The organism is Lentzea kentuckyensis, assembly GCF_002150765.1.
In the GTDB taxonomy this organism is placed as follows: domain Bacteria; phylum Actinomycetota; class Actinomycetes; order Mycobacteriales; family Pseudonocardiaceae; genus Lentzea; species Lentzea kentuckyensis.
In genome coordinates, this window is the sequence record NZ_MUYM01000015.1 from 195,154 (window position 1) to 218,877 (window position 23,724).

The 23,724-nt window shown below is 69.4% G+C and carries 21 protein-coding genes; 6 read left to right on the forward strand and 15 right to left on the reverse strand.

Annotated features, from left to right (window positions below; genetic code table 11):
• Positions 1-12 precede the first annotated feature (12 nt).
• From B0F77_RS09275 to B0F77_RS09285, 3 genes are read left to right on the forward strand one after another with little or no spacing between them, the layout of a single operon-like run.
• Complete coding sequence (locus B0F77_RS09275) at positions 13-453, forward strand: roadblock/LC7 domain-containing protein (RefSeq protein WP_211293729.1); 441 nt, start codon at positions 13-15, stop codon at positions 451-453.
• Positions 450-824: a DUF742 domain-containing protein gene (locus tag B0F77_RS09280; RefSeq protein ID WP_086662384.1), complete on the forward strand. Its 375-nt coding sequence runs from the start codon at positions 450-452 to the stop codon at positions 822-824. The genes B0F77_RS09275 and B0F77_RS09280 overlap by 4 nt, the downstream gene beginning before the upstream one ends.
• Positions 805-1,401 (forward strand): GTP-binding protein, encoded by a 597-nt coding sequence (locus B0F77_RS09285; RefSeq protein ID WP_086662385.1) that lies wholly within the window; start codon positions 805-807, stop codon positions 1,399-1,401. Before B0F77_RS09280 ends, B0F77_RS09285 begins: the two co-directional genes overlap by 20 nt.
• A 154-nt stretch (positions 1,402-1,555) precedes the next feature.
• On the opposite strand, the gene B0F77_RS09290 is transcribed toward B0F77_RS09285, so the two are convergent.
• From B0F77_RS09290 to B0F77_RS09310, 5 genes are all read right to left on the reverse strand, one after another.
• On the reverse strand, positions 1,556-2,914 hold the full coding sequence (locus tag B0F77_RS09290) for a tryptophanase (protein WP_086662386.1): 1,359 nt from the start codon (positions 2,912-2,914) through the stop codon (positions 1,556-1,558).
• Positions 2,915-2,926: 12 nt separating this feature from the next.
• Positions 2,927-4,021, reverse strand: a complete 1,095-nt coding sequence (locus B0F77_RS09295) for a tryptophan dimethylallyltransferase family protein (protein ID WP_342746783.1) — start codon at positions 4,019-4,021, stop codon at positions 2,927-2,929.
• A gap of 350 nt (positions 4,022-4,371) precedes the next feature.
• Positions 4,372-5,328 carry a lysyl oxidase family protein gene (locus tag B0F77_RS09300; RefSeq protein ID WP_086662388.1) on the reverse strand — a complete coding sequence of 319 codons (957 nt, stop codon included), beginning with the start codon at positions 5,326-5,328 and terminating at the stop codon, positions 4,372-4,374.
• On the reverse strand, positions 5,304-6,650 hold the full coding sequence (locus B0F77_RS09305) for an NAD(P)/FAD-dependent oxidoreductase (RefSeq protein ID WP_086662389.1): 1,347 nt from the start codon (positions 6,648-6,650) through the stop codon (positions 5,304-5,306). Before B0F77_RS09305 ends, B0F77_RS09300 begins: the two co-directional genes overlap by 25 nt.
• A complete protein-coding gene (locus B0F77_RS09310; RefSeq protein ID WP_086662390.1) occupies positions 6,650-7,474 on the reverse strand; it encodes a glycosyltransferase in 825 nt (274 codons plus the stop codon). The genes B0F77_RS09305 and B0F77_RS09310 overlap by 1 nt, the downstream gene beginning before the upstream one ends.
• Before the next feature lie 237 nt (positions 7,475-7,711).
• Between B0F77_RS09310 and B0F77_RS09315 the strand changes: the two genes are divergently transcribed.
• Positions 7,712-9,160 carry a sugar transferase gene (locus tag B0F77_RS09315; protein WP_086662391.1) on the forward strand — a complete coding sequence of 483 codons (1,449 nt, stop codon included), beginning with the start codon at positions 7,712-7,714 and terminating at the stop codon, positions 9,158-9,160.
• Positions 9,142-10,374 carry a putative glycoside hydrolase family 15 protein gene (locus B0F77_RS09320; protein ID WP_245847910.1) on the forward strand — a complete coding sequence of 411 codons (1,233 nt, stop codon included), beginning with the start codon at positions 9,142-9,144 and terminating at the stop codon, positions 10,372-10,374. Before B0F77_RS09315 ends, B0F77_RS09320 begins: the two co-directional genes overlap by 19 nt.
• On the opposite strand, the gene B0F77_RS09325 is transcribed toward B0F77_RS09320, so the two are convergent.
• The 9 genes from B0F77_RS09325 to B0F77_RS09365 are packed head-to-tail and all read right to left on the reverse strand — an operon-like array spanning position 10,355 to position 19,958.
• Positions 10,355-11,452: a glycosyltransferase family 4 protein gene (locus tag B0F77_RS09325; RefSeq protein WP_086662393.1), complete on the reverse strand. Its 1,098-nt coding sequence runs from the start codon at positions 11,450-11,452 to the stop codon at positions 10,355-10,357. The genes B0F77_RS09320 and B0F77_RS09325 overlap by 20 nt on opposite strands.
• The gene (locus B0F77_RS09330) at positions 11,449-12,513 is read right to left on the reverse strand and encodes a glycosyltransferase (RefSeq protein ID WP_086662394.1); all 1,065 of its coding nucleotides are present in this window, start codon (positions 12,511-12,513) and stop codon (positions 11,449-11,451) included. Before B0F77_RS09330 ends, B0F77_RS09325 begins: the two co-directional genes overlap by 4 nt.
• On the reverse strand, positions 12,510-13,910 hold the full coding sequence (locus B0F77_RS09335; protein WP_086662395.1) for an oligosaccharide flippase family protein: 1,401 nt from the start codon (positions 13,908-13,910) through the stop codon (positions 12,510-12,512). Before B0F77_RS09335 ends, B0F77_RS09330 begins: the two co-directional genes overlap by 4 nt.
• Positions 13,907-15,157, reverse strand: coding sequence for a glycosyltransferase 87 family protein (locus B0F77_RS09340; protein WP_245847911.1), 1,251 nt, complete (start codon positions 15,155-15,157; stop codon positions 13,907-13,909). The genes B0F77_RS09335 and B0F77_RS09340 overlap by 4 nt, the downstream gene beginning before the upstream one ends.
• On the reverse strand, positions 15,154-16,008 hold the full coding sequence (locus B0F77_RS09345; RefSeq protein ID WP_086662396.1) for a hypothetical protein: 855 nt from the start codon (positions 16,006-16,008) through the stop codon (positions 15,154-15,156). Before B0F77_RS09345 ends, B0F77_RS09340 begins: the two co-directional genes overlap by 4 nt.
• The gene (locus B0F77_RS09350) at positions 16,005-17,039 is read right to left on the reverse strand and encodes a glycosyltransferase (protein WP_086662397.1); all 1,035 of its coding nucleotides are present in this window, start codon (positions 17,037-17,039) and stop codon (positions 16,005-16,007) included. Before B0F77_RS09350 ends, B0F77_RS09345 begins: the two co-directional genes overlap by 4 nt.
• Positions 17,021-18,208: an O-antigen ligase family protein gene (locus B0F77_RS09355; protein WP_086662398.1), complete on the reverse strand. Its 1,188-nt coding sequence runs from the start codon at positions 18,206-18,208 to the stop codon at positions 17,021-17,023. The genes B0F77_RS09350 and B0F77_RS09355 overlap by 19 nt, the downstream gene beginning before the upstream one ends.
• The gene (locus tag B0F77_RS09360) at positions 18,199-19,143 is read right to left on the reverse strand and encodes a polysaccharide deacetylase family protein (RefSeq protein ID WP_086662399.1); all 945 of its coding nucleotides are present in this window, start codon (positions 19,141-19,143) and stop codon (positions 18,199-18,201) included. Before B0F77_RS09360 ends, B0F77_RS09355 begins: the two co-directional genes overlap by 10 nt.
• The gene (locus B0F77_RS09365) at positions 19,140-19,958 is read right to left on the reverse strand and encodes a hypothetical protein (protein WP_086662400.1); all 819 of its coding nucleotides are present in this window, start codon (positions 19,956-19,958) and stop codon (positions 19,140-19,142) included. The genes B0F77_RS09360 and B0F77_RS09365 overlap by 4 nt, the downstream gene beginning before the upstream one ends.
• A gap of 93 nt (positions 19,959-20,051) precedes the next feature.
• Between B0F77_RS09365 and wecB the strand changes: the two genes are divergently transcribed.
• Positions 20,052-21,161 (forward strand): non-hydrolyzing UDP-N-acetylglucosamine 2-epimerase, encoded by a 1,110-nt coding sequence (gene wecB, locus B0F77_RS09370; protein WP_086662401.1) that lies wholly within the window; start codon positions 20,052-20,054, stop codon positions 21,159-21,161.
• On the opposite strand, the gene B0F77_RS09375 is transcribed toward wecB, so the two are convergent.
• A complete protein-coding gene (locus tag B0F77_RS09375; protein ID WP_086662402.1) occupies positions 21,162-23,621 on the reverse strand; it encodes a tetratricopeptide repeat protein in 2,460 nt (819 codons plus the stop codon).
• Positions 23,622-23,724 lie beyond the last annotated feature (103 nt).

The following is a 23,724-nucleotide window of genomic DNA, read 5'->3' on the forward strand; positions in this document are numbered from 1 at the left end:
AAGGCTGCTTCCGTGGACGACGACCTGACCGGCGGGCACCCCGAGCTCAACTGGCTGCTGGACGACCTCGTCGCAAGAGTGATCGGCGCAAGGCACGCGGTGGTGCTCTCCGCGGACGGCCTGTTGCTCGCCCGCTCTCCCGAACTGTCCAAGGACGACTCCGACCACCTCTCGGCGATGGCGTCGGCGTTCCAGTCGCTCGCCCGCGGCACCGGCCGGCACTTCGGCGGCGGCCAGGTCCGCCAGACCATCGTCGAGATGGAGCACGCGCACCTGTTCGTCACCGCGGCCGGGCAGGGCGCCTGCCTCGCCGTCGTCGGTGATGAGGACGCGGACATGGGCATGATCGCCTACGAGATGAACATGCTCGTGAAGCGCGTGGGCAGCTACCTGTCCTCGGCGCCGCGAACCATGGCTTCGCCGCGCGTCCCCGGCCACATCGGGTTGTCATGAGCCCGCGTTCCTCGGACTGGTGGTACGACGAGGCCGCGGGCCCGCTGGTTCGCCCCTACGCGTTGGTGAGCGGCCGCACCAGGCCGACGTGGGGCCGGCTGAACCTCGCCACCCAGGTCCGGTCGATCCGCACGTCGACCGAGACCAGCTCGCTGTCCGTCGAGCACCTCGAGATCATCAGACTGTGCCGGAAACCGTTGTCCGTGGCCGAAGTCGCCGCGTACCTGCACGCGCCGCTCGTCGTGGCGAAGGTGCTGCTGAGTGACCTGATCCAACGTGGCGACGTCATCACCAGCGATCCGTCCCGCTTGGCGACCGCGCCGGACCTGAACCTACTCCAGAAGGTGCTTGATGGTGTCCGTGCAATCTGAGCAGCCGAGAGAAGAGCTGCTCGTCCCGTCCTCCGTCAAGATCGTGGTGGCGGGCGGGTTCGGCGTCGGCAAGACGACGATGGTCGGCGCGGTCAGCGAGATCACGCCGCTGCGGACCGAGGAACTGCTCACCGAGGCGGGCACGCAGATCGACGACCTCGCCGGCGTCGAGGGCAAGACCACGACGACGGTCGCGCTGGACTTCGGCCGCATCACGATCAACCCCGAGGTCGTGCTGTACCTGTTCGGCACGCCGGGCCAGGACCGCTTCTGGTTCATGTGGGACGAGCTGTCCTACGGGGCGATCGGCGCGGTCGTGCTCGTGGACACCCGCAGGCTGGACGGCGGGTTCGGGGCGATCGACTTCTTCGAACGCCGCGGGATCCCGTTCGTGGTCGCGGTGAACTGCTTCGAGGGCGGCCACTCCTACAGCGAGGACGAGGTGCGGCACGCGCTCGACGTCGGCGACAACGTGCCGCTGGTGCTGTGCGACGCCCGCGACCGCGAGTCGTGCAAGACGGTTCTGGCCCGCGTGATCGAGCATGCGATGAGCAAGCTCGACCACGCGGTCGCCTGAAAGCGTCTGCAAGTACCACCAACTCTTGATCGAAACGCCGCTGACTACACCCAACTCGCTCTCCCGGTGGAGCGAGTTGGGTGTAGTCAGCGGCTTGTTGATGTTGGGTTGGTGGTACTTGCAGACGCCAAACGCCAACAGGGCGGTCGCTTAGTTACTTGACCTGTTCCAACCGGCAGCGGAACGGTCGCAGCATGACGGGTGCCTCGGTGAGCCGGTAACCGGGGACCCGCTCGGGATTCTTGGCGATCCCCGCGAGCGTCTCGGCCACGTACTCCAGGTGGCTGCGGGTGTAGACGCGGCGCGGGATCGCCAGGCGCACCAGTTCGAACGGCGCGGGCGTGATCAGCTCGCCGTCCTCGGTGATCTCCCCCAGGTAGAGCGAACCCAGTTCGGCACAACGGATCCCGCCCGCGAGGTACAGCTCCGAGGCCAACGCGTGGCCGGTGAACCGGTGCGGCGGGATGTGCGGCAACAGCTTGCCCGCGTTGAGGTACACGGCGTGCACGCCGGTCGGCTGCACACTGTCCACTCCGGCCTGTCGCGCGCACTCGGCGAGGTACGCGGTGGCGTCCGCGCGCTCGCGCAGGTACAGCGGGTCGGTGACCTCCATCAGGCCCTGCGCGCACATGTCGAGGTCGCGGCCGGAAAGCCCGCCGTAGGTGCGGAACCCCTCGGTGGCGATCAGCAGCAGCTCGCACTGCTTGGCCAGCTCGGTGTTGTTGAGGGCGAGCAACCCTCCGATGTGGACGATGCCGTCCTTCTTCAGGCTGACCACGCATCCGTCGGCCAGCCGGAACGCCTTCTTCGCGATGTCACGCGGGCTGTGGCCGCGGTACTTCTCTTCGCGTTGTGTGACGAGCCAGGCGTTCTCGGCGAACCGCGCCGCGTCGAGGATGAACGGCACCCCGTACTTGCGGCACAACTTGCTCGCCTTCTTGAGGTTCGCCATCGAGACGGGCTGCCCGCCGCCGCCGTTGTTGGTGATCGTCATGAGCACCAGGCCGACGTCGTCCGGTCCGCTCAACGCGTCTTCGAGCGCGACGAGGTCGATGTTGCCCTTGAACGGCTCGTCGCTCTCGAGGTCCTTGGCCTCCGGGCAGGGGAGGTCCCGCACCACGCCGCCCGCGATCTCGACGTTGGCGCGGGTCGTGTCGAAATGTGTGTTGCTGATGGAGATCTGGCCGGGCTTGAGCAGCGCGGTGAACAGGATCCGTTCCGCCGCACGGCCCTGGTGCACCGGGAAGATGTGTTCGAAGCCGGTGAGCTCCGCGACCACCTCGCGGAACCGGAACCACGACCGCGCACCGGCGTAGGTCTCGTCGCCGCGCATGCCGGCCGCCTGCTGCTCCGCCGAGAGGGCACCCGTGCCGGAGTCGCTCAGCAGGTCGATCGTGACGTCGTCCGCGGTGAGGTTGAACTGGTTGTACCCGCCTTCGGCGTACCTGCGTTCCCGGTAGTCGCGGGTGGTGATGGGGATGGGCTCGACGACCTTGATCCGGTAGGGCTCCACGGCGCGCCTTTCCTAACTCGACATGGCTTTTGTTCGTGGTGGTGTGACGTCGTACGCCTCCGACGACAGGTACACCGTCACTCCAGGTCGAGGTTTGCCCAGGCGCAGCGACACATGGGCGATCAGACCGACCCCCTCGCCCAGTGGCCGGCGGACGATGCTCGCCAGTGCCAGCACGAAAGGAGTCGTGTCGAGCCCGCACCTGGTCATGATCGTGAGAACCCTCTCACACGCTTCCAGGTCGTCCTGCACGTAGTCCCGCACGGGGATGTAGAGCGAGTAGCCGCTCGGCCGGTCGCTGTCGCCGGCCAGGAAGTTGTAGCTGGACATGAGCGGGCGGCGGGTGAACGGTCCCGTGCTGCCGCACGCCAGCTTGACCACGTCCGCCAGGAGGTCCAGATCCACGTCGGGTGCCGCGGAGGCCGCGTGCACCACGTCCGCGGTCTCGGCGTTGTCATGCGACACGTAGGTCTTCACGCGCGCCCGCTGCTCGTCCATGAGGTCGAGGGCGAAGAAGGAGAACCGGTCGAGCCCCTCGCGCCGCAACGCGTGCTCGGCCACGGTGGCGTAGGCCGCGCCGAGCCCGAGCCGGTCGAGTGCCTCGCGGACCAGCCCGGTCGCGTGCTCAGGGCCGCGCACCTCGGGGTTGAGATAGACCTTGATCGCGGGCGCCACGTCCGGCTGGACGATCAGTGCGTACCAGAACGCGAAGTCGCCTTGGGGGTCTGCCGGCAGGAACAGGTCACGCACCATGTCGAGCCGTCGGACGTCCAGCTGGTACTGCTCGCTGAGCCGGTCGAGGACGCCCAGTGCCGCGGCGAGGTTGGCCCGCCGGTCCGGCTCGTCCGCGATCGACTCGACGATCATGCGGACGGCGGGGGGTTCGTTCTGGGCCAAAGCAACCGAGAATTCAACGGGAGTGTGATCGTCGGCCACGTTCGACGGCCAATGGGGAACTGCCGAAAGCGGACGTAAACACCCTGGTCCCAATGCCTCACCCAGCAACTTTGTGGACCTGTCCGCCGACTTTGCCAATCCAACGGCGCGCAATAGGTTGTTTAGTTGGCCGACAGCGAAATCGCGTAATGAGACGCTTGTGGCACTCAAGTGGGGGTCTCCTGTTTGGCAGGGGAAACAGGTTGATCCCTGTCCTGTTGGGGTGGAATCGCGACGTGAATTCTCTCAACTCGATACCTGGCCTGGTCAAGAGCCAGTGGGGTTGCGTGCGGCACCTCGCGCTGTGATCAATATTGCACCGCTCGGCCTATTGACATGATTGAAAATTTGATGTTCCCGAGGGGGAATTGCGCGATTGCCCGCACGCGTGCTATGCGTGATCGCTTTCGGTTCCGCAGAGTTAGGATTGTGTCTTTAGTTACCTGCGTGCTAAAGGCCCCATACGAACAAGAGGGGTACTCGTCGTACGAGTACCCCTCTTGTTCGTATAGTGAATTGCGCTAACCAAGCGACTCCGCGCAGCGGACCTTGCCCGGACAGCTGCGGATCAGGCGCACGGTCGGCGGGGCCTCGATCGGCGAGGGCGCTTCCGTCGCGCCTCGCGGCCACTGGAGGTGGATCGCGATCGACGACGCGTTGTTGTCGTAGTTCTTCTCCAGCAACATCCGGTCGGAGTTCACGATGTTGACCACGTCGTACACACCGGACGGCACATGGGTCAGCTCCAGCCACTGGAAGTCGACCTCGCGCTTGTAGTCGTCACCGGACCCGACGGAGATCCCGAACATCACGTTCAGCGCGGCCGGGTTGTGGTGCTCGCACATGTGACCGTCCAGGCTCTGCGCGAGGAGACCGGCCGGGCTCGCCGGATCGTCCGGCCGGTGGTCGAGCTCGTCGTCCAGGACGTAGCGGTCGCCGAGGCAGAAGCCGTTCTTGCGGTCCGTCACCACGGTTTCGCCGTCCGGCTTGCGCAGCTGGAAGTACTCGAACCCGAGCAGGTGCCAGTGCTCGTGGGTCTCGGCCGGTTCGTAGTAGGCGCCGGCCGGGGTGTCGCGCTGCGCCAGGTCGAACGAGCGCGGGATCGATCCGTCCACACCGGACTGGATGGCCTGCCGGACCCTCATCGTCGGCTCGTTGACGCTCGAACGGCGGGCCTGCAGCAGCAACGGGCCGTCGCCGATGTTGTCGATCGACGTGGTGAACCGGAGGCGGACCGAGCTGATCGGGCCGCCGGAGTGCACGCACCCGCCACGGGTCTGCGTGCTGTCCTGCACCATGCAGACGTCCCAGGCGCGGCACGTGAGCGGGTTGCCGGAGAAGCCTCCGGGGCAGCCGACGGGTGCCTGCCGGAGATCGGGCAGCAGCGGCGCCGGGTCGGCCTGAACGGCTTGGGAGGAAACGAGGTTGACCGCAGTGATCGTGAGTGCTGCGATCACCGCGCCGATTCTGCTGACCATGCGGTGTGCTCCTGAGTCGATGATCTGCTGATGTCGTGCAGGAGGCGGGCCGTCACCGTGCCGGCGAGCTCGACGCTCGAGTTCCAGCTCGTGACGTTCGGGTAGACGTGGGCCGTGGTGGCGAGCAGCAGCCGGGTGCCGGGCACCTCGACGGCGGGCCGCTCGGTGAGGTAGCCGAGCGGGTAGACCGGTTCGACGAACGGCGCCTTGAACACGCGGACCTCGTCGACGTCGGCGCGCGTCAGTCCTTTGTGGAGGCTGAGCAGCTGGTCGGTCCACCTGGCGGCGATCGCGTCGTCGTCCTCGCGGTACAGCGCGGACTCGCGGTCGGTGTAGTGCATGACGTACACGAGGTACCGGCCGTCGTAGCGCTCGGTGCCGGTGAGCGCGGACATCTCGATCACGCCGTCGAACTCCGTGCTCGACCGCAGCACCGGCGCCCAGTAGTGGCCGGACAACGGCTTGCGGAGGAAGAACAGCGTGTTGACGACACCCTGGTAGGGCAGGCGCACGTCGGGCAGCCGCGGCGCGAGGTCGGGGTCCGCGATGGCCCGCAACGCCGGCAGCGGGACCGTGGAGACCACGTGGTCCGCCTCGATCGTCTCGCCGTCGGCCAGCGTGACGAGCGCGCGGTCAGGTCCGGCCTCCAGCAGCCGCACGGGCGCGCAGGTGCGGACCTCGCCACCGCCGGCCTCGATGGACGCGCGCAGGGCGTCGATCACGCTCTGGTAGCCGCCGCCGGGGTAACCGCGGACGGACTTGTTGCTCTCCCGGCCGAGCCGCTCCCAGAGGTACAGCGCGGGCACGTCGCCGAACGCCGAACCGAACTTGGCGCCGAACATCGGGGCGAGCAGCAGGCTCCAGACCTTGTCGCCGTACAGGCCGCGCAACCAGTCCTCGGTGCGCATCCGGTCGAGGTCCTTGCCCTTGCCGAGCCTGCGCAGCAGCAACGAGATCACGCCGAACCGGATCCGGTTCGCCAGGCTCAGCGGGCGGAACCGCAGCAGGTCCAGCGCGGAGTTGAACGGGCGGTGGACGCCGTCGACGATCATGCCCATCCGGGTCGGGCGCCAGTCGACGCTCTCGCGCACGCCGACCTCGTCCAGCAGCGCGAGCAGGGCCGAGTCGGTCGGCATCACGCAGTGGTAGAAGCGTTCCACCGAGCGACCCCGCGAGGAGAAGAACGTGCCGAGGCCGCCGAGCTGGTCGCCGGCTTCGAGCAGGGTGACGGCCACGCCGGCGCGGACGAGCCGGTGCGCGGTGGCGAGGCCGCAGATGCCCCCGCCGATGACGGTGACGCGGGCGGGGACGCGGGGTGTCATCAGAGCTTCCGGTAGGGGACGGGCGTGAGTCGGTCACGCGTGAGCAGGCGCAGGTACTGCGCGAGCGTGCGGCCGAGCTTGAGCTTGCTGGGGCTGGGCTTGCGGTCGTAGCGCAGCTTCAGCGGGATCTCGGTGACCACCGGCGCGCAGTGCCGGAGCTTCATCAGCAGCTCGACCATGCAGGCGAACCCGCGTTCCTCGACCAGGCGCTCGCCCCAGTGCGCGGCGGCCCGGTTGAGCAGGCTCACCCGGTAGGCGCGGAACCCGCTGGTGAAGTCCTGGATGCCCTCGAACCGCACCACGCGGCTGAAGACGGCGGTGGCGCCGCGGGAGAGCACCCGGCGCCAGCGCGGTGCCGTCGAGTCGTCGCCGCCCTCGACGAACCGGGAGCAGATCACGACGTCCGCGCCGTTCGAGATCTCCTTGAGCAGAGCGGGAATCACCGCCGGATCGTGCGTGTCGTCGGCGTCCATGACGATGGCGACGTGGTCGGGCGCGGCCTCGGCGAGCACCGCCCGCAGTCCTGATTGGACGGCCTGGCCGAGCCCGAGGTTCACCGGGTGGCGCACCAGCCGGACGTCGAGCCCGCGCGCCCCGGCCACGCAGTCGCCGGTGCCGTCGGACGAGCCGTCGTCGACCACCCAGACCGTGATCCGGTCGGCGAGCTCGACTTCGGCGATGCGCCGCAGCAACGGCGGGAGCGCCGCCGCCTCGTTGTAGGCGGGGAGGACGACGTGGATGTCGCCGCACGTGCGGACGTCGTGCTGCACGGCTGTCGCCGGGGCCCCGGCAGAATGCCGGACGCCGTGTTCGTCGACTCTCACTCAATACCCCCCACTTCGGTGGTCCACGGTTGGTGGAGGGAATTATTGACACGGCGTGATAAAGCTTTGAGGCGGCCCTGGCAAGTTCAGGGCGGGAACCACGTCGAAACCTCACCAACCGCGTTCGTCTGGAACACCAAAGGGGGAATGTTGGCACTCGAAATGATGGTTTCACTGTTCAAGTTCACTCTTTCGCGCAGTTCCACTGTCAAAACTCCTTCGATCGGATGATCTTCAATGAGGCGATTCTCGGCGGTGGCCGTTCAGACCGCACCAGTGCAGGCGGACGACGTGCCGGAGGTCGGCCACCGACGACCGCCGCTGCCCCACCACCGGCCGCGCCGGGCTCGCGACCTGCTCAGCCGGGTGAACGCGGTCGCGGTGCTGCTCGTTCTCGTCGACAGCGCCACGCTCGCGGCGGTGTGCCTGGACCGCGGGACCGGGTGGGCCTGGGGCGGGGCGATCGCGGCGACGGTGCTCACGATCAGGGCGGCCTCGCGGGTCTACCGGCGGCGCCTGTGGCTGTCGTGGCTGCAGGACCTGCCCCGGTCCGCGGCGAGCACGGCGCTGGCGTTCGCGCTGCTCACCGGCATCGGTCTGATCAGCTCCGCACCCGCTGACGAGGTCGCCGCCGTGCAGCGGGCGATGATCACGTTCGCGCTGGTCATCGAGCCGGTCAGGTGGTGCGTGTTCGCGTTCGGCCGGTGGTGCCGCCGGCGGTTCGACCGCTGTGACCGCACGATCATCGTCGGCGCGGGCGAGGTCGGCGTGAATCTCGCCAAGACGATGCTGGAGCACCCTCAGTTCGGGCTGCGGCCGGTCGCGTTCGCCGACTCCGGGCCCGATCCCGACCGGCACCACCCCGGTCTGGAGGTCGTGGACGGCGACCTGGCCGACGCGATCGTCAGGCTGCGGGCGGGCACCGTGGTGCTCGCGTTCTCGCACACCCGCGACTCACCGCTGGTCGAAGCGGCCATCACGGCTCATCGGCTGGGGTGCTCGACGCTCGTCGTGCCCCGGATGTACGAGCTGCACCCGGACGGTCCTGGCATCGAACGGCTGCGCAGCTACCCGCTGATGCGCCTGGGCACCGCGCCGACCAGCAGGCCCACCTGGTGGATCAAGCGCGCCGCTGACCTGCTGCTCGCGGCGGTCGCCCTGGTGGTGTTGGCGCCGATCATCGGCCTGTGCGCGCTCGCGGTGCTGGTCGAGAGCGGCCGGCCGCTGTTCTTCCGGCAGGTCCGCGTCGGCATGAACGACCGCACGTTCGTCCTCTACAAGATCCGCAGCGTCCGGCAGTCCGGCGAGGACGACTCGCAGGTCAAGTGGTCGGTCGAGGGCGATTCCCGGGTCGGGCCGGTCGGGCGGTTCCTGCGCAGGACGTCGCTGGACGAGCTGCCCCAGTTGTGGAACGTCCTGCGCGGGGACATGTGCGTGGTCGGGCCGCGTCCGGAGCGTCCCGGTTTCGTTCGCGAGTTTTCCGCCATTCACGAGCTATATTGGGCTCGCCATCGCGTTCCAACCGGCCTGACTGGACTTGCGCAGGTACACGGGTTGCGCGGTGACACCTCAATCGCAGACAGGTCTCGATACGACAACTACTACATCGCGAATTGGTCGTTGTGGCTGGACCTGAGGATTCTACTGATGACAGCGGGTGAGTTGTGTTGCCGCAGAAATCGCTGATCCGACGATTCGCCGGTGTCGTTCTGGCGTTGTGCACGACCGCCGCGTGTTCGGCCGGCGCGGCGTCCGAGCCCATCATCACCGGCCCGGTGCCGAAGCCCCTCGCGCCCTGCGCGTGGTGGTACGGGATCGGCGACTCGCCGGCGCAGTGGGAGATCCGGGCCGCCGCCGAGCACTACGACGTCGTGGTGCTCAACGCGTGGGAGACGGCGGCCATGCGCAAGATCCACGAGCTGAACCGGAACGTGAAGGTCCTGGTGTACAAGGACTTCTCCAGCTCCCGCAACTACTCGGGAGCTGTCGAGGGCAGCCGGGACGCCAAGTACCTGCCCACCGGCGTCGGGTTCTACGCGGCGGAGCAGCATCCCGAGTGGTTCGCCCAGGACACCGCCGGGAAGCGCATCGAGTGGACCGGTTACCCGAAGCACTGGCAGATGGCCGTGTGGGACAAGGCCTACCAGCAGGCGTGGACGGACGCCGTGGTCGGTGAGGTGCTCCGCGAGGGCTGGGACGGAGTGCTGGCGGACAACGACTTCAGCTCGCTGAAGTACTACTCGCCCGCCGTGCTGAAGGGCACCGCCGACGCCGCGGCGACCGACCGGCTGCTGCGCGACGGCCTCGACGGCCTGCTCGCGCTCGCGGGCGACACCCTGGAGAAGTCCGGGAAGATGCTGGTGCCCAACGTGTCCGAGTCGCAGCTGACGCCGGGCCGGTGGTCGGCGCACTCCCGGTACGCGGGCGCGATGGAGGAGAACTTCGGCCTGCGCGGCGACGACGGCACTGGCGAGCTGATCACGTTCCAGGGCAACCAGTTCAAGGAGCAGCGTGCCCAGGCCGCGCTCGGCGAGTCGTGGCTGCTGCTGATCACGCACACGAAGTCGGACCAGGAGGAACGCGTCGGGTACGCCTCCGCCGCGCTGCTCGCGAGTCCGCACACGTGCTGGACCAGGGCGAACCCCGACTACAAGAGCCCGTACTGGTCGCTGTACCAGGACGCGCGGCTCGGTCAGGCCCGGGAGTCGGCCAACCGCATGCCGTCCGGGGTGTGGACGCGGCTCTACACCGGCGGCTGGGTGGCCGTGAACCCGACGAAGACCGCCGTGCGACTGACCCCGCCGGCGGGCCTGTTCACGATGCAGGGCGAGCCGGTCCCGCCGCAGCTGGACCTGCCCGCCGCCGATGCCGCCGTGCTGGTCAGCTCGCTGAGGCGGTGAGCTTGCGGTACAGGTCGAGGTGACGCCGCGCGCACACCTCCGCCGTGAACCGCTCGCGTGCCCTGAACGCCAGTTTCTGGCCCGTTTCGCCGGGATTGGGGTCGTGGAACAGCGCGCTGAGCTTCGCGGCGAGGGCGGTCACGTCGCCGGGACGCGGGCAGTCGGCGCCGGGAATGCCCAGCATGTCCGCCACACCACCGGTGTCCGTCGCCACCACGGGTTTGCCCGCCGCCATGGCCTCCGCGACGACGAGCGGTTGCTGTTCCATTGTGGACGGCAGCACCAGCGCGTCGTGCTCCAGCAACAGTTCGGGGACGTCGGTTCGGAAGCCGAGGAACCGCACTCGGTTCGCTATGCCCTTGCGCACCGCCCTGCCCTCTGCCTGTGTCCTCAGTGGACCGTCCCCGATGACCGTGAGCGTCGCGTCCTCCGGCATCGTGGTCTCCAGCGCGTCCAGCAACGTCAGCAAGCCCTTGCGCTCGACCAGCAGGCCGACGAACACCAGTTTGCGGACCGGGCCTGCCGGCGGGTTCGCGGCGCCGACGTCGACACAGTTGTCGATGTGGGTCATGCGGTGTGGCGGCACGTACAGCCGTTCGCGCAGGAACCGGCCCATCTCCCTGGCGGGCACCACGGTCCGGTGCACGACACGGGCGACCGCGGCGTCGGCGGCGAGCACGGCCCGTGTGTAGGCCGGTGGGGGTTCCGCGCCCCGCACGTTGCGGAACCACTGCTCACCCACGTCGTCCGGGACGCCGTGGTAGGTGTGCGCGATCTTGGTGCCGGTGGTGGCGAGGGCCGCGCTGACCAGTCCGGCCCTGCGGTCCTGGGCGTGCACGACGTCCGGCCGCCACGCTTTGATCGCGGCGCGCGCCTGCCGGGCGGCCCGCATGTCTCCCTTGCGCGGGACGAGGATCTCCTCCAGGTACGGGTCGACCAGCTCGGCGCCGCGCCGGGGCCGTGGGCCGAACACGCGCACGTCGGCGTCGCCGGACTTGGCGAGCGCGGCGGCCAGGCGCACCGTGACGTCCACCGGCCCGCCACTGTCCTGGGTGAGCAGGTAGGCGATCCGTGTCATCGTCGTCCTTCCGTGGAGACCAGGTTCTGGCTGAGCGCCACGATCTGGTCGGTCATGCGGTCGCGGTCGAACAGGGTCTCGGCCCTGAGGCGCCCGCGTTTGCCTTCCGCGTTGGCGAGTTCGGGGTCCGCGAGCCTGAGCGCAATCGCTTGCGCCAGGGCTTTCGTGTCGTTTCTGGGCACTACTTCGCCGGCGTCCGCAAGGCTTTGACTCACGCCTTCCACGTCGAACGCGACCACCGAGCGTCCGCAGGCCATGGCTTCCAGCGGCACCAACGCCATGCCTTCGGCGCGTGACGGCAGGACGACCACATCTGCTTCGGTGTAGAAGCCGGCCACGGTGTCGCTGTGTCCGAGCCACCGCACACTCTTGGGGCTGGTGGCTCGGAGGGTCTCGGCCATCGGGCCGTCGCCGACGATCAGGAGTTGGGCGTCCGGCACGGCTTCGAGCACCTGGGGCCAGGCCTGGAGCAGCAGGTCCTGGCCTTTCTGATGGGCTACCCGGCCGACGCACACCGCGGTCGGGGTGTCGTCCTCTTTGGGTTTGGGCTGGAGCCGTCGGGTGTCGACGCCGTTGCAGACGACCTCGGCCGGCGCGGTCACTCCGGCGTCGCGGCCGGCTGCGAGCTCGTCGTCGCTGACGCACACGAGCAGGTGGGTCCAGCGGGAGGCCAGTGCTTCCCACCGGCGGCAGGCACGGGCCAGCAGGCCTTCGGCGATGCGGAACGACCACAGGTGCGGCTGGAAGACCGTGGGGGTCCTGCCTCTGGTGACGAGCCTGCCGAGTCCGGCTTTGGAGCTGTGCAGGTGGACGAGGTCCGGCTGAAGTGCGCGGAGCGTTCTGCGCAGGTCCAGGAGTTCTCGTGCGTTGCGGGGGCCGGGGGAGCGGGTCGCGTGCCAGGGCTGGACCGGGATTCCTCTGCTGTGTGCCTGGACGGCCAGCCAGCCCGGTGGGCAGGTGATGGTGACGTCCCATCCGCGTTCCTGCTGGGCTGTGGCCAGTTCCAGCACCACGACGGCGACCCCGGCCTCGACCGGTTGCGTCACGTGGACGATCTTCACGCGCGCTCCTTCAGTCCGATGAGGACGGTGCGGTTCGCTGGTAGTGCCATCGCGCAGTAGGCGGCGAGCAGGAGCAGGCCGGTGGCGGCGAGGCCGGCCACGCTGGTGGTGTCCGGCAGGAGTTCGCTCAGGCCCAGGCTGAGGAGTCCACCGGCCACGACGCTCGCCGCCGTGCGGGCGAGCCGGGGGAGGGGGAACGCGAGGCCGTTGCGGGCCAGCACCAGCCAGGCCACCGGGACCAGGAGCCAGACGACGGTGAGCTGCGTGATGGCGACCGCTTCGACGCCGTGCCGGGTGGTGAACGCCAGCGCGGTCAGCAGCGTGACGAGGTGGGCGGCTTCGAGGGCGAGGTACTGGCGGGCGTGTCCGGCGGCCCTGATCACCTGGTACCAGACGTGCAGCAGGCTCAGCCCGAGTCCGTAACCGCACAGCAGGACCAGCGTTTTCGTGGCGCTCGCCCATTGCTCGCCGAGGATGGTGAGGCCGTTGGAGAGCAAGGCAACGGTGACGTACAGGCCGCCGGTGATCACCAGTGTCGCCACGGTGAAGCGGTGCAGCGGAAGTTCGTCGCGGCGGCCGTTGCGGACGAGGTCGGCGCAGATCGGGAACAGCACGCCGCCCAGCACGACCGCGACCATGATGTACGGGACCCAGGCGATCCGGAACGCGAGCGAGTACCCGCCGACGGCCTCCGGCCCGAGCACGTGCCCGATGGCGAGGTAGTCGACGTTGATCAGCAGCACCGCGATCAACGCGCCGGGTCCCACCACCGCGATCCATTGGGCCGCTTCGGTTGCGGCTTGCTTGTCCCAGGTCGGGCGGATCCGCGCGCCGGCGACGACTGCGAGGATCGGTTGCGCCACGGCCGTGCACAGCAGACCGAGGACGAGTGCCGTGGGGCCGGTGCCGGTCGCCGCGAGCGACACGGTCGTGATGGCGCCGAGCAGCATGCCGCCCGCGTCGGGGAGCATGCGCCGGCGGAAGTCGAGGTTGCGGTGCATCAACGCCATCTGCACCCCGCCCGCCGCGGTGAACGGCAGGGTGAGCGCGGCCAGCCGCAGCATCTGGTTCGCCTCGGGCGCGCCGAGGGCGTTCGTGATCGGGTCCGCGGTGGCGATCAACGTCGCGGCGATGAGCGTTCCGGCCGCGATGCTCATCGTGAGCACGGTTCCCGCGGTCCTGGCCGGGTCCAGGGCGGTGCGGCTGACGATGTCGTACACACCCATCGCCTGGACGACCTGGCCGATGTTGACCACCGACACGACCAGCGCCACCGCCCCGAGGTCGGCCTCGGTGAGGAACAGGGCGAGCGCCAGCGTCACCACGATCTGGCTGCTCTTGCTGACCAGGTTGACCGCGAAGAGCCACAACGAGCCCCGCACCGCCACGTCTGTCATGCGGCGCGCCGGGTGAGCTTCGCCGCGAACACCGCGAGCACCAGCCAGGCCGCGACGACGGCCACCCCGTCCAGCGTCACGGCGGCTCGTGCACCCAGGAGTGTCTTGACCGCCGTGTCGACGAAGTACAGGTGCGCGAACGGAACCAGGAGCAGCAGCGTCGCCGCGCCCGCCCACCACCAGTGCTTCTCCTCGCGCCGGCGGTAGGCGGTGACCGCGAGCGCCGTGAGGGCAGGGACCGCGATCAGCACGTCACCCGGCTGGTGCACCAACGCGACCACGACGCCGAGGCACGTCAACACGTCCGCCGCCGCCGAACCCTGTTCGTGCCGGTCGAGTTTGCGCGCCAGCAGCGCGGTCGCGGTGAGGACGCCGCACAGCGCCAGGGGTTCCGCCGCGGGCGGCAGCCATCCGGTGGTGCGGAAGAACACGGCGGGCAGGTCGACGCGTTGCGCGGTCATCGAGTCGACCGCCCCGTAACCGGTGTGGCTGGCCCACTGGAGGTTGCGCGAGATGACGTCGAGGAACTGGCTTACTCCGCCGCCGCGCAGGATCAGTGTTACCGCCACGGGCAAGCTGGCCGCGGCGGCGATCCCGGTGCCCATGAGCGCGACCTTCCGGTCGCCCCTGATGAACATCAGCAGCGCCAACGGAAGTCCGAACTGCGGCTTCAGCCACGCCAGCGCGAGGGCCGCCGACGCCCAGCCAGGGTTCTTGGTGCGCAACAGCAACGTCCCGGCCGCGCCGACCGCGATCAGCGGGTTGACCTGACCGACGTACATCTGCGCCTTGCCGACCTGGCTCGTCACCAGCAGCGTGCTGATCACGACGGTGCCCGCGATCATCGGCAGCCGTGCCCTGCCCGAGGCCATGACGGCGAGCGTGATCAGCAGCATGAGGCAGGCCAGCGCGAACGCCACCGCACCGACCCGGTAGTCCGGCAGCGCGAACGGCAGGTGCAGCACCAGGTGGTAGGGCTGGTAGAGGTTGAAGTTCTGGCGCACCGGCCAGTGCGCGAACATCACCGCGGGGTCGTACGGGTTGCCGCCGTTGAGGAACTCGCGGATGGGGAAGTACAGCGCGTCGCGGAAGTCCTGCATGCGCTCTTCCGGCAGGTTCGCCTCGGTGGGGAGCGGGGCTTCCCACGACGGCTTCAGGGCGCGGACGGCGCTGATGGTGCCGGCGAGGGCGGTCAGGGCGACGAGGACGGTCCTGGCGAGGCCCGCGCGGTTGGTCGTGGTGATCACGCCAGCACCACCGCCACCACCACCGACGATGCCGGCAGCACCGCGAGGGCCGTCGCGAGGTCGTTGCGCCGTGCCCGGTCGATCGCCGCCACCGCGATCACCGCCGTGCCGTCCGCGGGCTCGGAGGCCTTGTCCGGCAACGTTCGTGCCAGTTCTTCGGCGCGTTCGGCCAGTTCGGGGCTCACCGGCAGTACCCGCACCGGACGCGCCGCCGCCGCGCACAACGCAGTGAGGCGTTCCACCAACGCGGGATCGTCGTCGTGTGCGACGACGACGGGGTGGTCGATGCCCGCGGTCGCGAGGACGCCGCGGACCGGGTTGCCGCTCAGGCGGCGCAGGGCGAACATGGCCACGCCCGCGATCACCGCGGCGACCAGCGCGAGACCAGAGACGAGGCGCCAGTCCGGTACCACCGAGGTGGTTTCGGGGCGGGCGTCGACCAGGCGGAAGCGGGCGGCGGGGGCCAGCAGGTCGGCATCGATCACGGCCTTGGCCACCGCGGTGACCGCCGCCGCGGCGTGGTCGGCAGAGTCGGCGCGCACGGAGATGCGGGCCACGCCGGACGCGGGGACCAGTTCGACGGCGATGGCGTCGGCCAGGCGGTTCGGCGTGGTGCCGGCCGCCGCCGCGGCCGCGTCCAGGACCGAGGGGCTGCGGACCAGTTGCACCACGGCCGGCACGGCCAGGGAGGTGACCTCGCCGAACTGGGCGCTGTCCGGTGTGGACGGTGTGGCCAGCAGGGCCAGCCTGCCCTCGCTCTCGCTGCCGCGCAGGGACACCGCCAGCAGCACGAGCGCGCCGACCGCGATGGCGGCGAGCAGCCCTTCCAGAACGGCTCTGGAAACCTTCATCGTCCCTCCAGGACGGTACGGAGAAGTTCGTCGTAGGACTTCATCAACGCGTGCGCGTCGGCCGAGCCGTCGCGCGAAGTGGCAACCGCACGGGCGACCGGCGAATAAAGCAGGTCGCGCAATGCTTTTGCGGCCGAAGCGGGGTCCCGGCGCGGCACCAGGACGCCGCCGCCGCCGGACAGCACCTCCCGCACACCGTCCACATCGGTCGCGACGATCGGGCGTTCGGCGGCCAGTGACTCGAGCAGCGCGATCGGCATGCCCTCCCAGTCGCTGGTGAGCACGGTGACGTCCGCCGCCTCCAGGAGATCGCGGACGTCGGTGCGGGTGCCGAGAAACCGGACACGAGAGGGCTGCCGGGCTTCTAGTTGCGACCGCAGGCTGCCGTCGCCGGCCAGCCACAGCTCGGCGTTGCCGGGGACCTGCGCCCACGCGTCGAGCAGCACGTCGTGGCGTTTCTGCGGCTCCAGCCGGGCAGGGCACAGCGCGACGGGCACGTCCGGACCGGTGCCGATGGACTTCCGCACGGTCGCGCGATCCACCTTCGCCGCGGACGGGAAGACCGCGTTGGGGATCACGGTGACGGAGTCCAGTCCGGCGTCCAGAAGCCTTGTGGCCGAAGCCGAAGCGACGGCGACAACGGCGTCCGAAACGCGGCGCAGCACCCGGACGGCACCGGCGACGTCAGCGTCGGCGACACCGTGGAACACCGTCACCAGGGGCCGCCGCGGTGCCGCGATCCGGGCGACCAGGCTCGCGGACACGTTGTGCGCCAGGACGACATCGGGCCGGAACCGGCGCACGGCCTTGCGAGTCGCCCACGCCGCGCGCAACACACCCACTCCGGACCTGCGGGCCAGCGGCACGTCGAACACGGCCACGCCACCGGCCGCCACGGCGTCGGCACGGAAACCACCGCCGCTCGCCACGGCCGACTCCCAGCCGACGTCAGAACCCGCGAGCGCCATGCCGGCCACGAGCGCCTCCGCACCGCCCGCGCCCATCTCGCTGATCACGTGGAGGACGCGCATCGACTCTCCTTCGCCCTGGCCTCGATCGCGACGGCGATCGCGACCAGAGACCACACGGGCAGGTAGTACTGCTCGGACAGGAAGATCGACGCGACCAGCACGGCGATCAGCGCCGCCTGCACCGCCACCGCCTCACGCCGACCGGTCGTGGCATGGCCCTGGCTCGCGGTGCGCAAGGCCCGTTCGCTGGCCACGAAGCCGATCGCGATCAACCCGATCAGCACTGCGAAACCGGGCAGCCCGAGCTCCGCCGCCACCTCCAGGAACAGGTTGTGCGCCACCGGGGTCTGCTCGTCGATCTCCGCGTTGTGCGACGCCGCCGCGTACTCCTGGCGGAACCCGCCCGGCCCGACGCCGACCAGCGGCGAGTCGGCCAGCATTCGCGCGGCCGCCTGCCAGCGCAGCATCCTGGTGTCGGCGTTGGTGCCCGCGATGTGGCTCTTCTCCTGGAACGCCCGCGACAGCTCGGCCTGGGCCACGCCGGCGAACACCAGCGCCGCCACGCCCGCCACGGCAGCGGTGATGGCCACCGCGCGGATCGGCAGTGCCCTGCGCGCGATCAGCCACGTCAGCGCGCAGGCCAGCGCGATCCCGCCGCCGCGGGAGAAGGTCGCCGCCGTCCCGGCCACCAACACCGCGCCCAGCAACAACAACACGATTCGCGACCTGCCCCGGGCGGGCAGCGCCACCAGCAGCGGCAGCGCGCCCACGAGGAAGAACGCCAGGTCGTTGGGGTCCTCCAGCGGACCGGTCGCGCGCAGCTCCCCGCCGAACAGGCTGATCAACCCGCCGGCCGCTGCCACGACCGCGCCGGCGACGCAGGCGGCGAGCAGGGCCTTGACCGGGACCTCGCGCGCGGCCACGTCGGCGAGCACCACCGTGATCACCAGGAACGGCACCCACCGCACCAGGTACTCGAGCGTGAACGGCTCGGCCACGTGGATCGCGGACGTGGTGAGCAGCACCACCGCGAGCAACGCCAGCAGCAGGTGCAACGGGTGCGGTGCGGGCAACCTTCGTTGCCGCACCAGGGAAGTCGCCCACACCGCGATCAATGCGGCGGGCACGGCCTTGGCCAGCTGACCGTGCACCTGCAGCAGATAGCCCTCCAGCGGGGCCAGCGCCACCGTCGCGCAGGCGAGCACGCGCAGCAGGGAGGTCAGCCACATGCGACGGGATCCCGTTCGCGCAGACCGGAAACCGCGACGCGGGCGACGTGCTCGCCGGTGCCGACCACGTCGAAGTGCTTGCGCAGCAACGACAACACCCACTCCAGCAGCGCGACCTTCGCGGCGCCGGGCACCGCCATGCCGGGAAAGAACTCCATGCCGGGCGCCTCGGCGGCCGTCAGCACGTCGGTCGGGTGCAGCAGCAGCGACGGGGACACGTTCCTGACGAGGCACAACCGCAGCGCCGCGCGGAAGTACCCGCGCGCCAGCCGTGGTGAGATCTGGTGGAGCTGCAACAGGTACGCGCCGTGGATCGGCACCCTCAGCAACGGCATCGTCGTCACCGGAAGCTCGACCAGACCGTTGTCGCGCCAGCGATACGCCTTGTTCGGCGCGCGCACCCTGCCGAACCCGCCGAACAGGTCCTCGCCGCCGGCGGTCGAGCCCGCCGTCCGGTTGTGGTACGCGCGGGCGAGCGGGCCGATCCACGTCGGCAGCACGCTCGCGTCGTAGCGGTAGCCGCGCCGGCTCAGCAGGTCGAGCAGTTGCGGTGTGACGCTGTAGCCAGGACCGCGGAACCCGACGGGGCGCGGTGCGCCGGCCGCGACGATCGCCTCTTCCGCGCGCACGATCTCGGCTTCGAGTTCGGTGTCGGAATACCTGTGCAGCCACGGCTCGTGCCGGAACGAGTGGTTCGCCACCTCGTGCCCGGCCGCGACGATCGCCGCGACGGCCGCGGCGCCGTCGTCCCGTTCCGCGTCCGCGCCGACGACGAAAACCGTTGTGGTCAACCGTTGTTCGCCGAAGACGTCCAGCAACCGGGGCACCGCGGACGGCAGGAAGCTCGGCCGGTGCTCCCAACGCGGGTCGCCGTGCGTCTTCAGGTACGCCCAGAGGTTGTCGAGGTCCAGCGACACGCTGGCGACGGGCTTCATCGCGCGTCCACCAGCTCAGCGGCAGGCTTCGGCACGCGGCCGAGCACCAGCACACCCGTCACCACCAGCGACACGCCCAGCCCGACCCACCACTCCCGGCCCGGCGCGATCCGGTCGCCCATCAGCGCGAGACCCGCCACCGAGCTGATCACCACGGTCGTCGCGTCCATCGACGCCACCGCGGACGTGGCCGAGCCCCGCTGCAACGCCGTGGCCAGACAGGCCTGGCCGACGAACGCCGCGATCACCATCACCCAGGTCAGCGGGTGCAGCACCAGTTCCAGCAACGGCTTTCCGGACACCGTCCTGGCGGCCACCGCGACCACGGCGTAGGCGATGCCGGCCAGCACCGGGACCGCGCCCTTGAACACACGGGCCAGCGGGAGCACCGCCAGCGTGAGCAGTCCCAGCACGATCACCGCTGGCAGCAAAGGAAGTTCGTGCGCCGTGGACGGCGCCGCGGCACCCGTCAGCAACAGCAGCCCGCACGCCATCACGATCAGGACCGCGATCTCGACCCGCCGGATCCGCCAGCCGAGCAGCAGCACGCCGATCACCGCCGCCACCCCGACCGCGCACGACGACCCGGCCTGCACCAGGTAGAGCGGCAGCGACTCGCGGGCGAGGAACGCGAACAGGAACCCGCCGACCTGACCGGTGAAACCCAGCAGGTACAACCGATCCGAGGCCAGCCGCGCGAGCAGTCCCACGCCGGTGCCCGGACGTTCGTCGGCCCGGCGCGCGGCAACGGTCTGGGCGACTATCCCCAGCCCGTAAAGGACAGTCGACACCGCAAGAACCAGATGACCGGACATGGGCGGGACAGTACGACACGCCTGTACCGCAACACTTTCGAGCGATAGCCCAAGCAACGCTTTCGAGTGAATGACGGCAGCACAACGGGATCGATGAAGTACCTTGCCGCGGTGCGGGAAACCAACACCGTGACGATCGTGTGCGGCACCAGGCCCGAGCTGATCAAGCTGGCCCCCCTGATCGACCACTTCGGCAGCGCGTGCACCATGATCTACACCGGTCAGCACTACGACCGCTCGATGTACTCGCTCATCCGCCGTGATGTGCCGGAACCGGGCGCCTTCCACGAACTGAAGCTCGGCGGCCTGCGCCGCGGCGACCAGCTGGGCCGCGCGATCGCGGCGGTCGACGAGGTGTTCGCCGCGGACCGCCCGGCCGCCGTGATCGTGCAGGGCGACACGACCTCCGCCCTGGCCGGAGCGTTGGCGGCCAACGCCTGCGACGTGCCGCTGGTGCACGTGGAAGCCGGCCTGCGCAGCTACGACCGCGCGATGCCGGAGGAGCACAACCGAGTGCTCATCGACCACCTGTCCGAACTCTGCTGCGCGCCGACGTCGTTGAACCGCCACAACCTCCTCGCCGAAGGCGTCGCGGAGGGCCGGATCGTGGTCACCGGCAACACCGTGGTCGAAGCGCTGGCCCACGCGCTGCCCGGCGCGGACGAGGAAGACACCGCGCTGGCCGACCTGGGCCTGAAGCGCGACCGGTACGTGCTGGCGACCATCCACCGTCCGGAGAACGTCGACGACGCGGACAACCTCGCGACGATCCTGCGCGAGCTCGGCGAGTTGCCGCTTCCGGTCGTGCTGCCGCTGCACCCGCGGACCGCCGCGAGGGTCGCCGCGTTCGGTCTCGACGGGTTGCTGCACGGGCTGCAGGTGATCGAACCCCAGCCGTATCGGACCTTCTTGGCGTTGGCGCACGCTTCGGCCGTGATCGTGTCGGATTCCGGGGGGATCCAGGAGGAGGTCAGCGTGCTGAAGCGGCCGGTGGTCGTGGTGCGGCGGAGTACCGAACGGCCGGAGATCGAGGGCACGTTCGGGACTCTGGTTCCTCCCGGGCCTGGGGTGGGGGAAGCGGTGTTGCCCTGGCTGGACGACGTGGAACGGCACCGGACTGCGTTGCGGGAGATCGCGTCGCCGTACGGGACGGGTTCGCCGTCGGCGCTGATCGCGGACGCGGTGCGTGCGATGCTCGGTTGATCAGCGCTTCCGCCGTGCCGGGCCGGATGCCCTGACGTTGTTCAAGCCTTCCTCCAACTTCACCAGGAGCGGGTCGTTCTTTCCCAGGGTGTCGCGGATGCGGCTCAGTGTGCGGAGCAGCATGTTCCTCGCCAGTTTCGGATTCCCGGCTTTCGCGGTCCACACGGCCAGCGGAATCGAGGTGAAGAGCGTCATGCGGTCGTATTGGCCACGATGTTCTGCGTACTGCGCGACGATCTGGGAGTAGAGGTCGCGTGCAGCGGCTGGTTGACCCGCTTGGCCGAGGATTTCACCCCACTCGATCCAGGAGGCCGTCATTCGCAGATCCGGCTCGCCGAACTCAGTGGTCGCGGCGGCTATGACCTCCCGTCCGATGGCCATCGCCTCGTCGAAACGGCCGCGTTCGGCCAGCACGGTCGCGCAGCGCATGCGAGTGGTGAGCGTGTGTTCATGGTCGGGACCGAGGACTCGCACGTGGATGGGCAGCAACTCGTCGAGCACACGGCGAGCGCTGTCGAGCTCCCCCAGGGTGAGCTGTGTGCGAGCCAGATCGCGCCCGGTCTCCATGGTGTCGGGGTGCTCGGCACCCAGAACCCTGGTTTGAGCTTCCCGGAGTTCGGACAGCAGCTTGAGACTCTGATGGGGGTCGTACGGGTTCGACCAGTACGCCACACCGTACCGCGCGCGCAACACCCGCTCGTTCTCGAGTCCGAGGACTGGGGACATGTCGTCGACGAGTGTCGTCAACTGGGCGATGGCGCCACGCATGTCGCCCATTTCGCCGAGCGAGATCGCCCGCAGGTAGCGCAGGTCAAACGTCTGTGGATCGGTGGCAGGCAAGTGGTCGATGACTGTCGAGACGTGGTTGCGGAGCCGTTTCCAGGTGCTCATCGAGTGCAGGTTGAAGGGACGCCGCGGTAGTGCGGCGGTGATGAGATCGCGTGCCAGGGCCGCATGCTCCGGTGCGTCGCCCAGGCCGTGGCGGGTGACGGCCTGGATCAGGCGGTGGATGGTGATCGTGTCCTCGGCGCCTCGGGCCACCAGGCTGTGCGAATGAAGCTCGCCGATCACCCTGGTGAGTGCGAGTTCGTCGCCTGCCAGCGGGTGCAGCACCGAGATCGGGATCGAGTCCGGGGCGAAGTAGGCCATGGTGTTGAGGGCCAGCCGCGCGGGCGGCGACATCTTCTCGATGGCCAGGAGCCAGGTCGTGGCAACGGTGTGCGGATAGTCGTCGGGCTGGCCGTCGGCATGCAACTCGGCGCTGCGGTCCTGGTAGAAGCGCAGATAGTTCGCGAGGCTGGTTCCGTTGGTGAAGGTGAAGGACGCGGCCTGGGTGAGAGCCAGGGGCAGGCCGCCGAGCTCTGTGGCGAGTTTGGTCGCTGCTTCGACGTCGTCGTCCTGGGAGAGCGTGGCCAGCAACCCCACCGCGTCGTCCGTGTCCAGGGGATCGATGCGGTGGACGGCACCGGGATTGGGCCAGCTACTCGCCTGGCTGGTGACCAGGACGTGGCCGTTGCCCTTCGCCGGGTAGAGGCCCTGCAGCGACTTGGCGTCCTGGACGTTGTCCAGGACTAGCAGCCACGGCTTGGTGCGTTGGGACAGCCAGGTGTTGGCGACCTGCACGGCGTTGCGGACCAGCTTGGCCTCGGCGGCGGAGTGGGCCTCTTCCAGGAGACTTCGATACTCACCGTCGACCGTGGTCGGGTCCTCCGCGCGGACCCACCAGACCACCTCGTAGTCGTCGAGGTGGCGTTGGGCGTAGGCGCGGGCGAGGCTGGTCTTGCCGACGCCGCCCATGCCGGTGAGCACCTGGACCACCGGGGTCCTGGACTTCCGCTGGGCGGTGAACGCCGCACGCAGGTCAGCCAGTTCCTCGTCCCGGCCGATCACCTCGGCCATGCCCGCCACCTGCGGGGACACGATGCTGTTGAGTCCGCTGGTGGTCACCGACGGGGTCACGGTGTCGAAGTCCGGCTCGTCGCCGAGCGGAGTCGCGGCGTACTTGGGCTTGTGCCACAGGAGGCGCAGCAGGTCCTCGGCGCCCTGCTTGGAGAAGTCCTCGACGAAGTAGACCGTGGTGGTTTCCGGGGCGAGGAAGTCCGGGACCCCGTAGACGGTCTGGCCGGGTAGTACGACCGGAACGAACTTCTGCAGCTTGCGCTGGGACTTGTAGAAGGCGGCGCGGATCAGGCGGGCTTCCCACTGCACGCCCTTGCCGACCTGTTCGTCGGATTGACCTTCGGCGCGGAGCCGGTACTGCTCGGAGGCGACGCACAGCACGACGTCGGCCTCTCGGATCTGGTCGGCCATCCAGAGCGACCAGTCATGCCGTTCACCAGCGGCGATCTGATCGACGTGTGCGTCGATCCCGTGCTCCCGGAGCAGGGCGTACAGGTTCAGCACCTCGGCGCGATGTTCTGGGGACTCCTGTGCGTAGGAGATGAACACACGCCGCGCCATTGGCCACCCCTATCTCTGCCTGCCAACTAGACATCGTGCCTACAGGCGGATGTGTTGCATCCGCCGTACGGGGTAGCGGCAGTCCGACCCCGTCCGACTCTGT

Excerpts from the sequence above, each read along its gene's own strand:
- B0F77_RS09280 (WP_086662384.1), top strand. The coding sequence starts at position 450 with ATGAGCCCGCGTTCCTCGGACTGGTGGTACGACGAGGCCGCGGGCCCG.
- B0F77_RS09285 (WP_086662385.1), top strand. The coding sequence starts at position 805 with ATGGTGTCCGTGCAATCTGAGCAGCCGAGAGAAGAGCTGCTCGTCCCG.
- B0F77_RS09300 (WP_086662388.1), bottom strand. The coding sequence starts at position 5,328 with ATGGTCAGCAGAATCGGCGCGGTGATCGCAGCACTCACGATCACTGCG.
- B0F77_RS09305 (WP_086662389.1), bottom strand. The coding sequence starts at position 6,650 with ATGACACCCCGCGTCCCCGCCCGCGTCACCGTCATCGGCGGGGGCATC.
- B0F77_RS09315 (WP_086662391.1), top strand. The coding sequence starts at position 7,712 with ATGAGGCGATTCTCGGCGGTGGCCGTTCAGACCGCACCAGTGCAGGCG.
- B0F77_RS09325 (WP_086662393.1), bottom strand. The coding sequence starts at position 11,452 with ATGACACGGATCGCCTACCTGCTCACCCAGGACAGTGGCGGGCCGGTG.
- B0F77_RS09335 (WP_086662395.1), bottom strand. The coding sequence starts at position 13,910 with ATGACAGACGTGGCGGTGCGGGGCTCGTTGTGGCTCTTCGCGGTCAAC.
- B0F77_RS09345 (WP_086662396.1), bottom strand. The coding sequence starts at position 16,008 with ATGAAGGTTTCCAGAGCCGTTCTGGAAGGGCTGCTCGCCGCCATCGCG.
- B0F77_RS09350 (WP_086662397.1), bottom strand. The coding sequence starts at position 17,039 with ATGCGCGTCCTCCACGTGATCAGCGAGATGGGCGCGGGCGGTGCGGAG.
- B0F77_RS09355 (WP_086662398.1), bottom strand. The coding sequence starts at position 18,208 with ATGTGGCTGACCTCCCTGCTGCGCGTGCTCGCCTGCGCGACGGTGGCG.
- B0F77_RS09360 (WP_086662399.1), bottom strand. The coding sequence starts at position 19,143 with ATGAAGCCCGTCGCCAGCGTGTCGCTGGACCTCGACAACCTCTGGGCG.
- B0F77_RS09365 (WP_086662400.1), bottom strand. The coding sequence starts at position 19,958 with ATGTCCGGTCATCTGGTTCTTGCGGTGTCGACTGTCCTTTACGGGCTG.
- wecB (WP_086662401.1), top strand. The coding sequence starts at position 20,052 with ATGAAGTACCTTGCCGCGGTGCGGGAAACCAACACCGTGACGATCGTG.
- B0F77_RS09375 (WP_086662402.1), bottom strand. The coding sequence starts at position 23,621 with ATGGCGCGGCGTGTGTTCATCTCCTACGCACAGGAGTCCCCAGAACAT.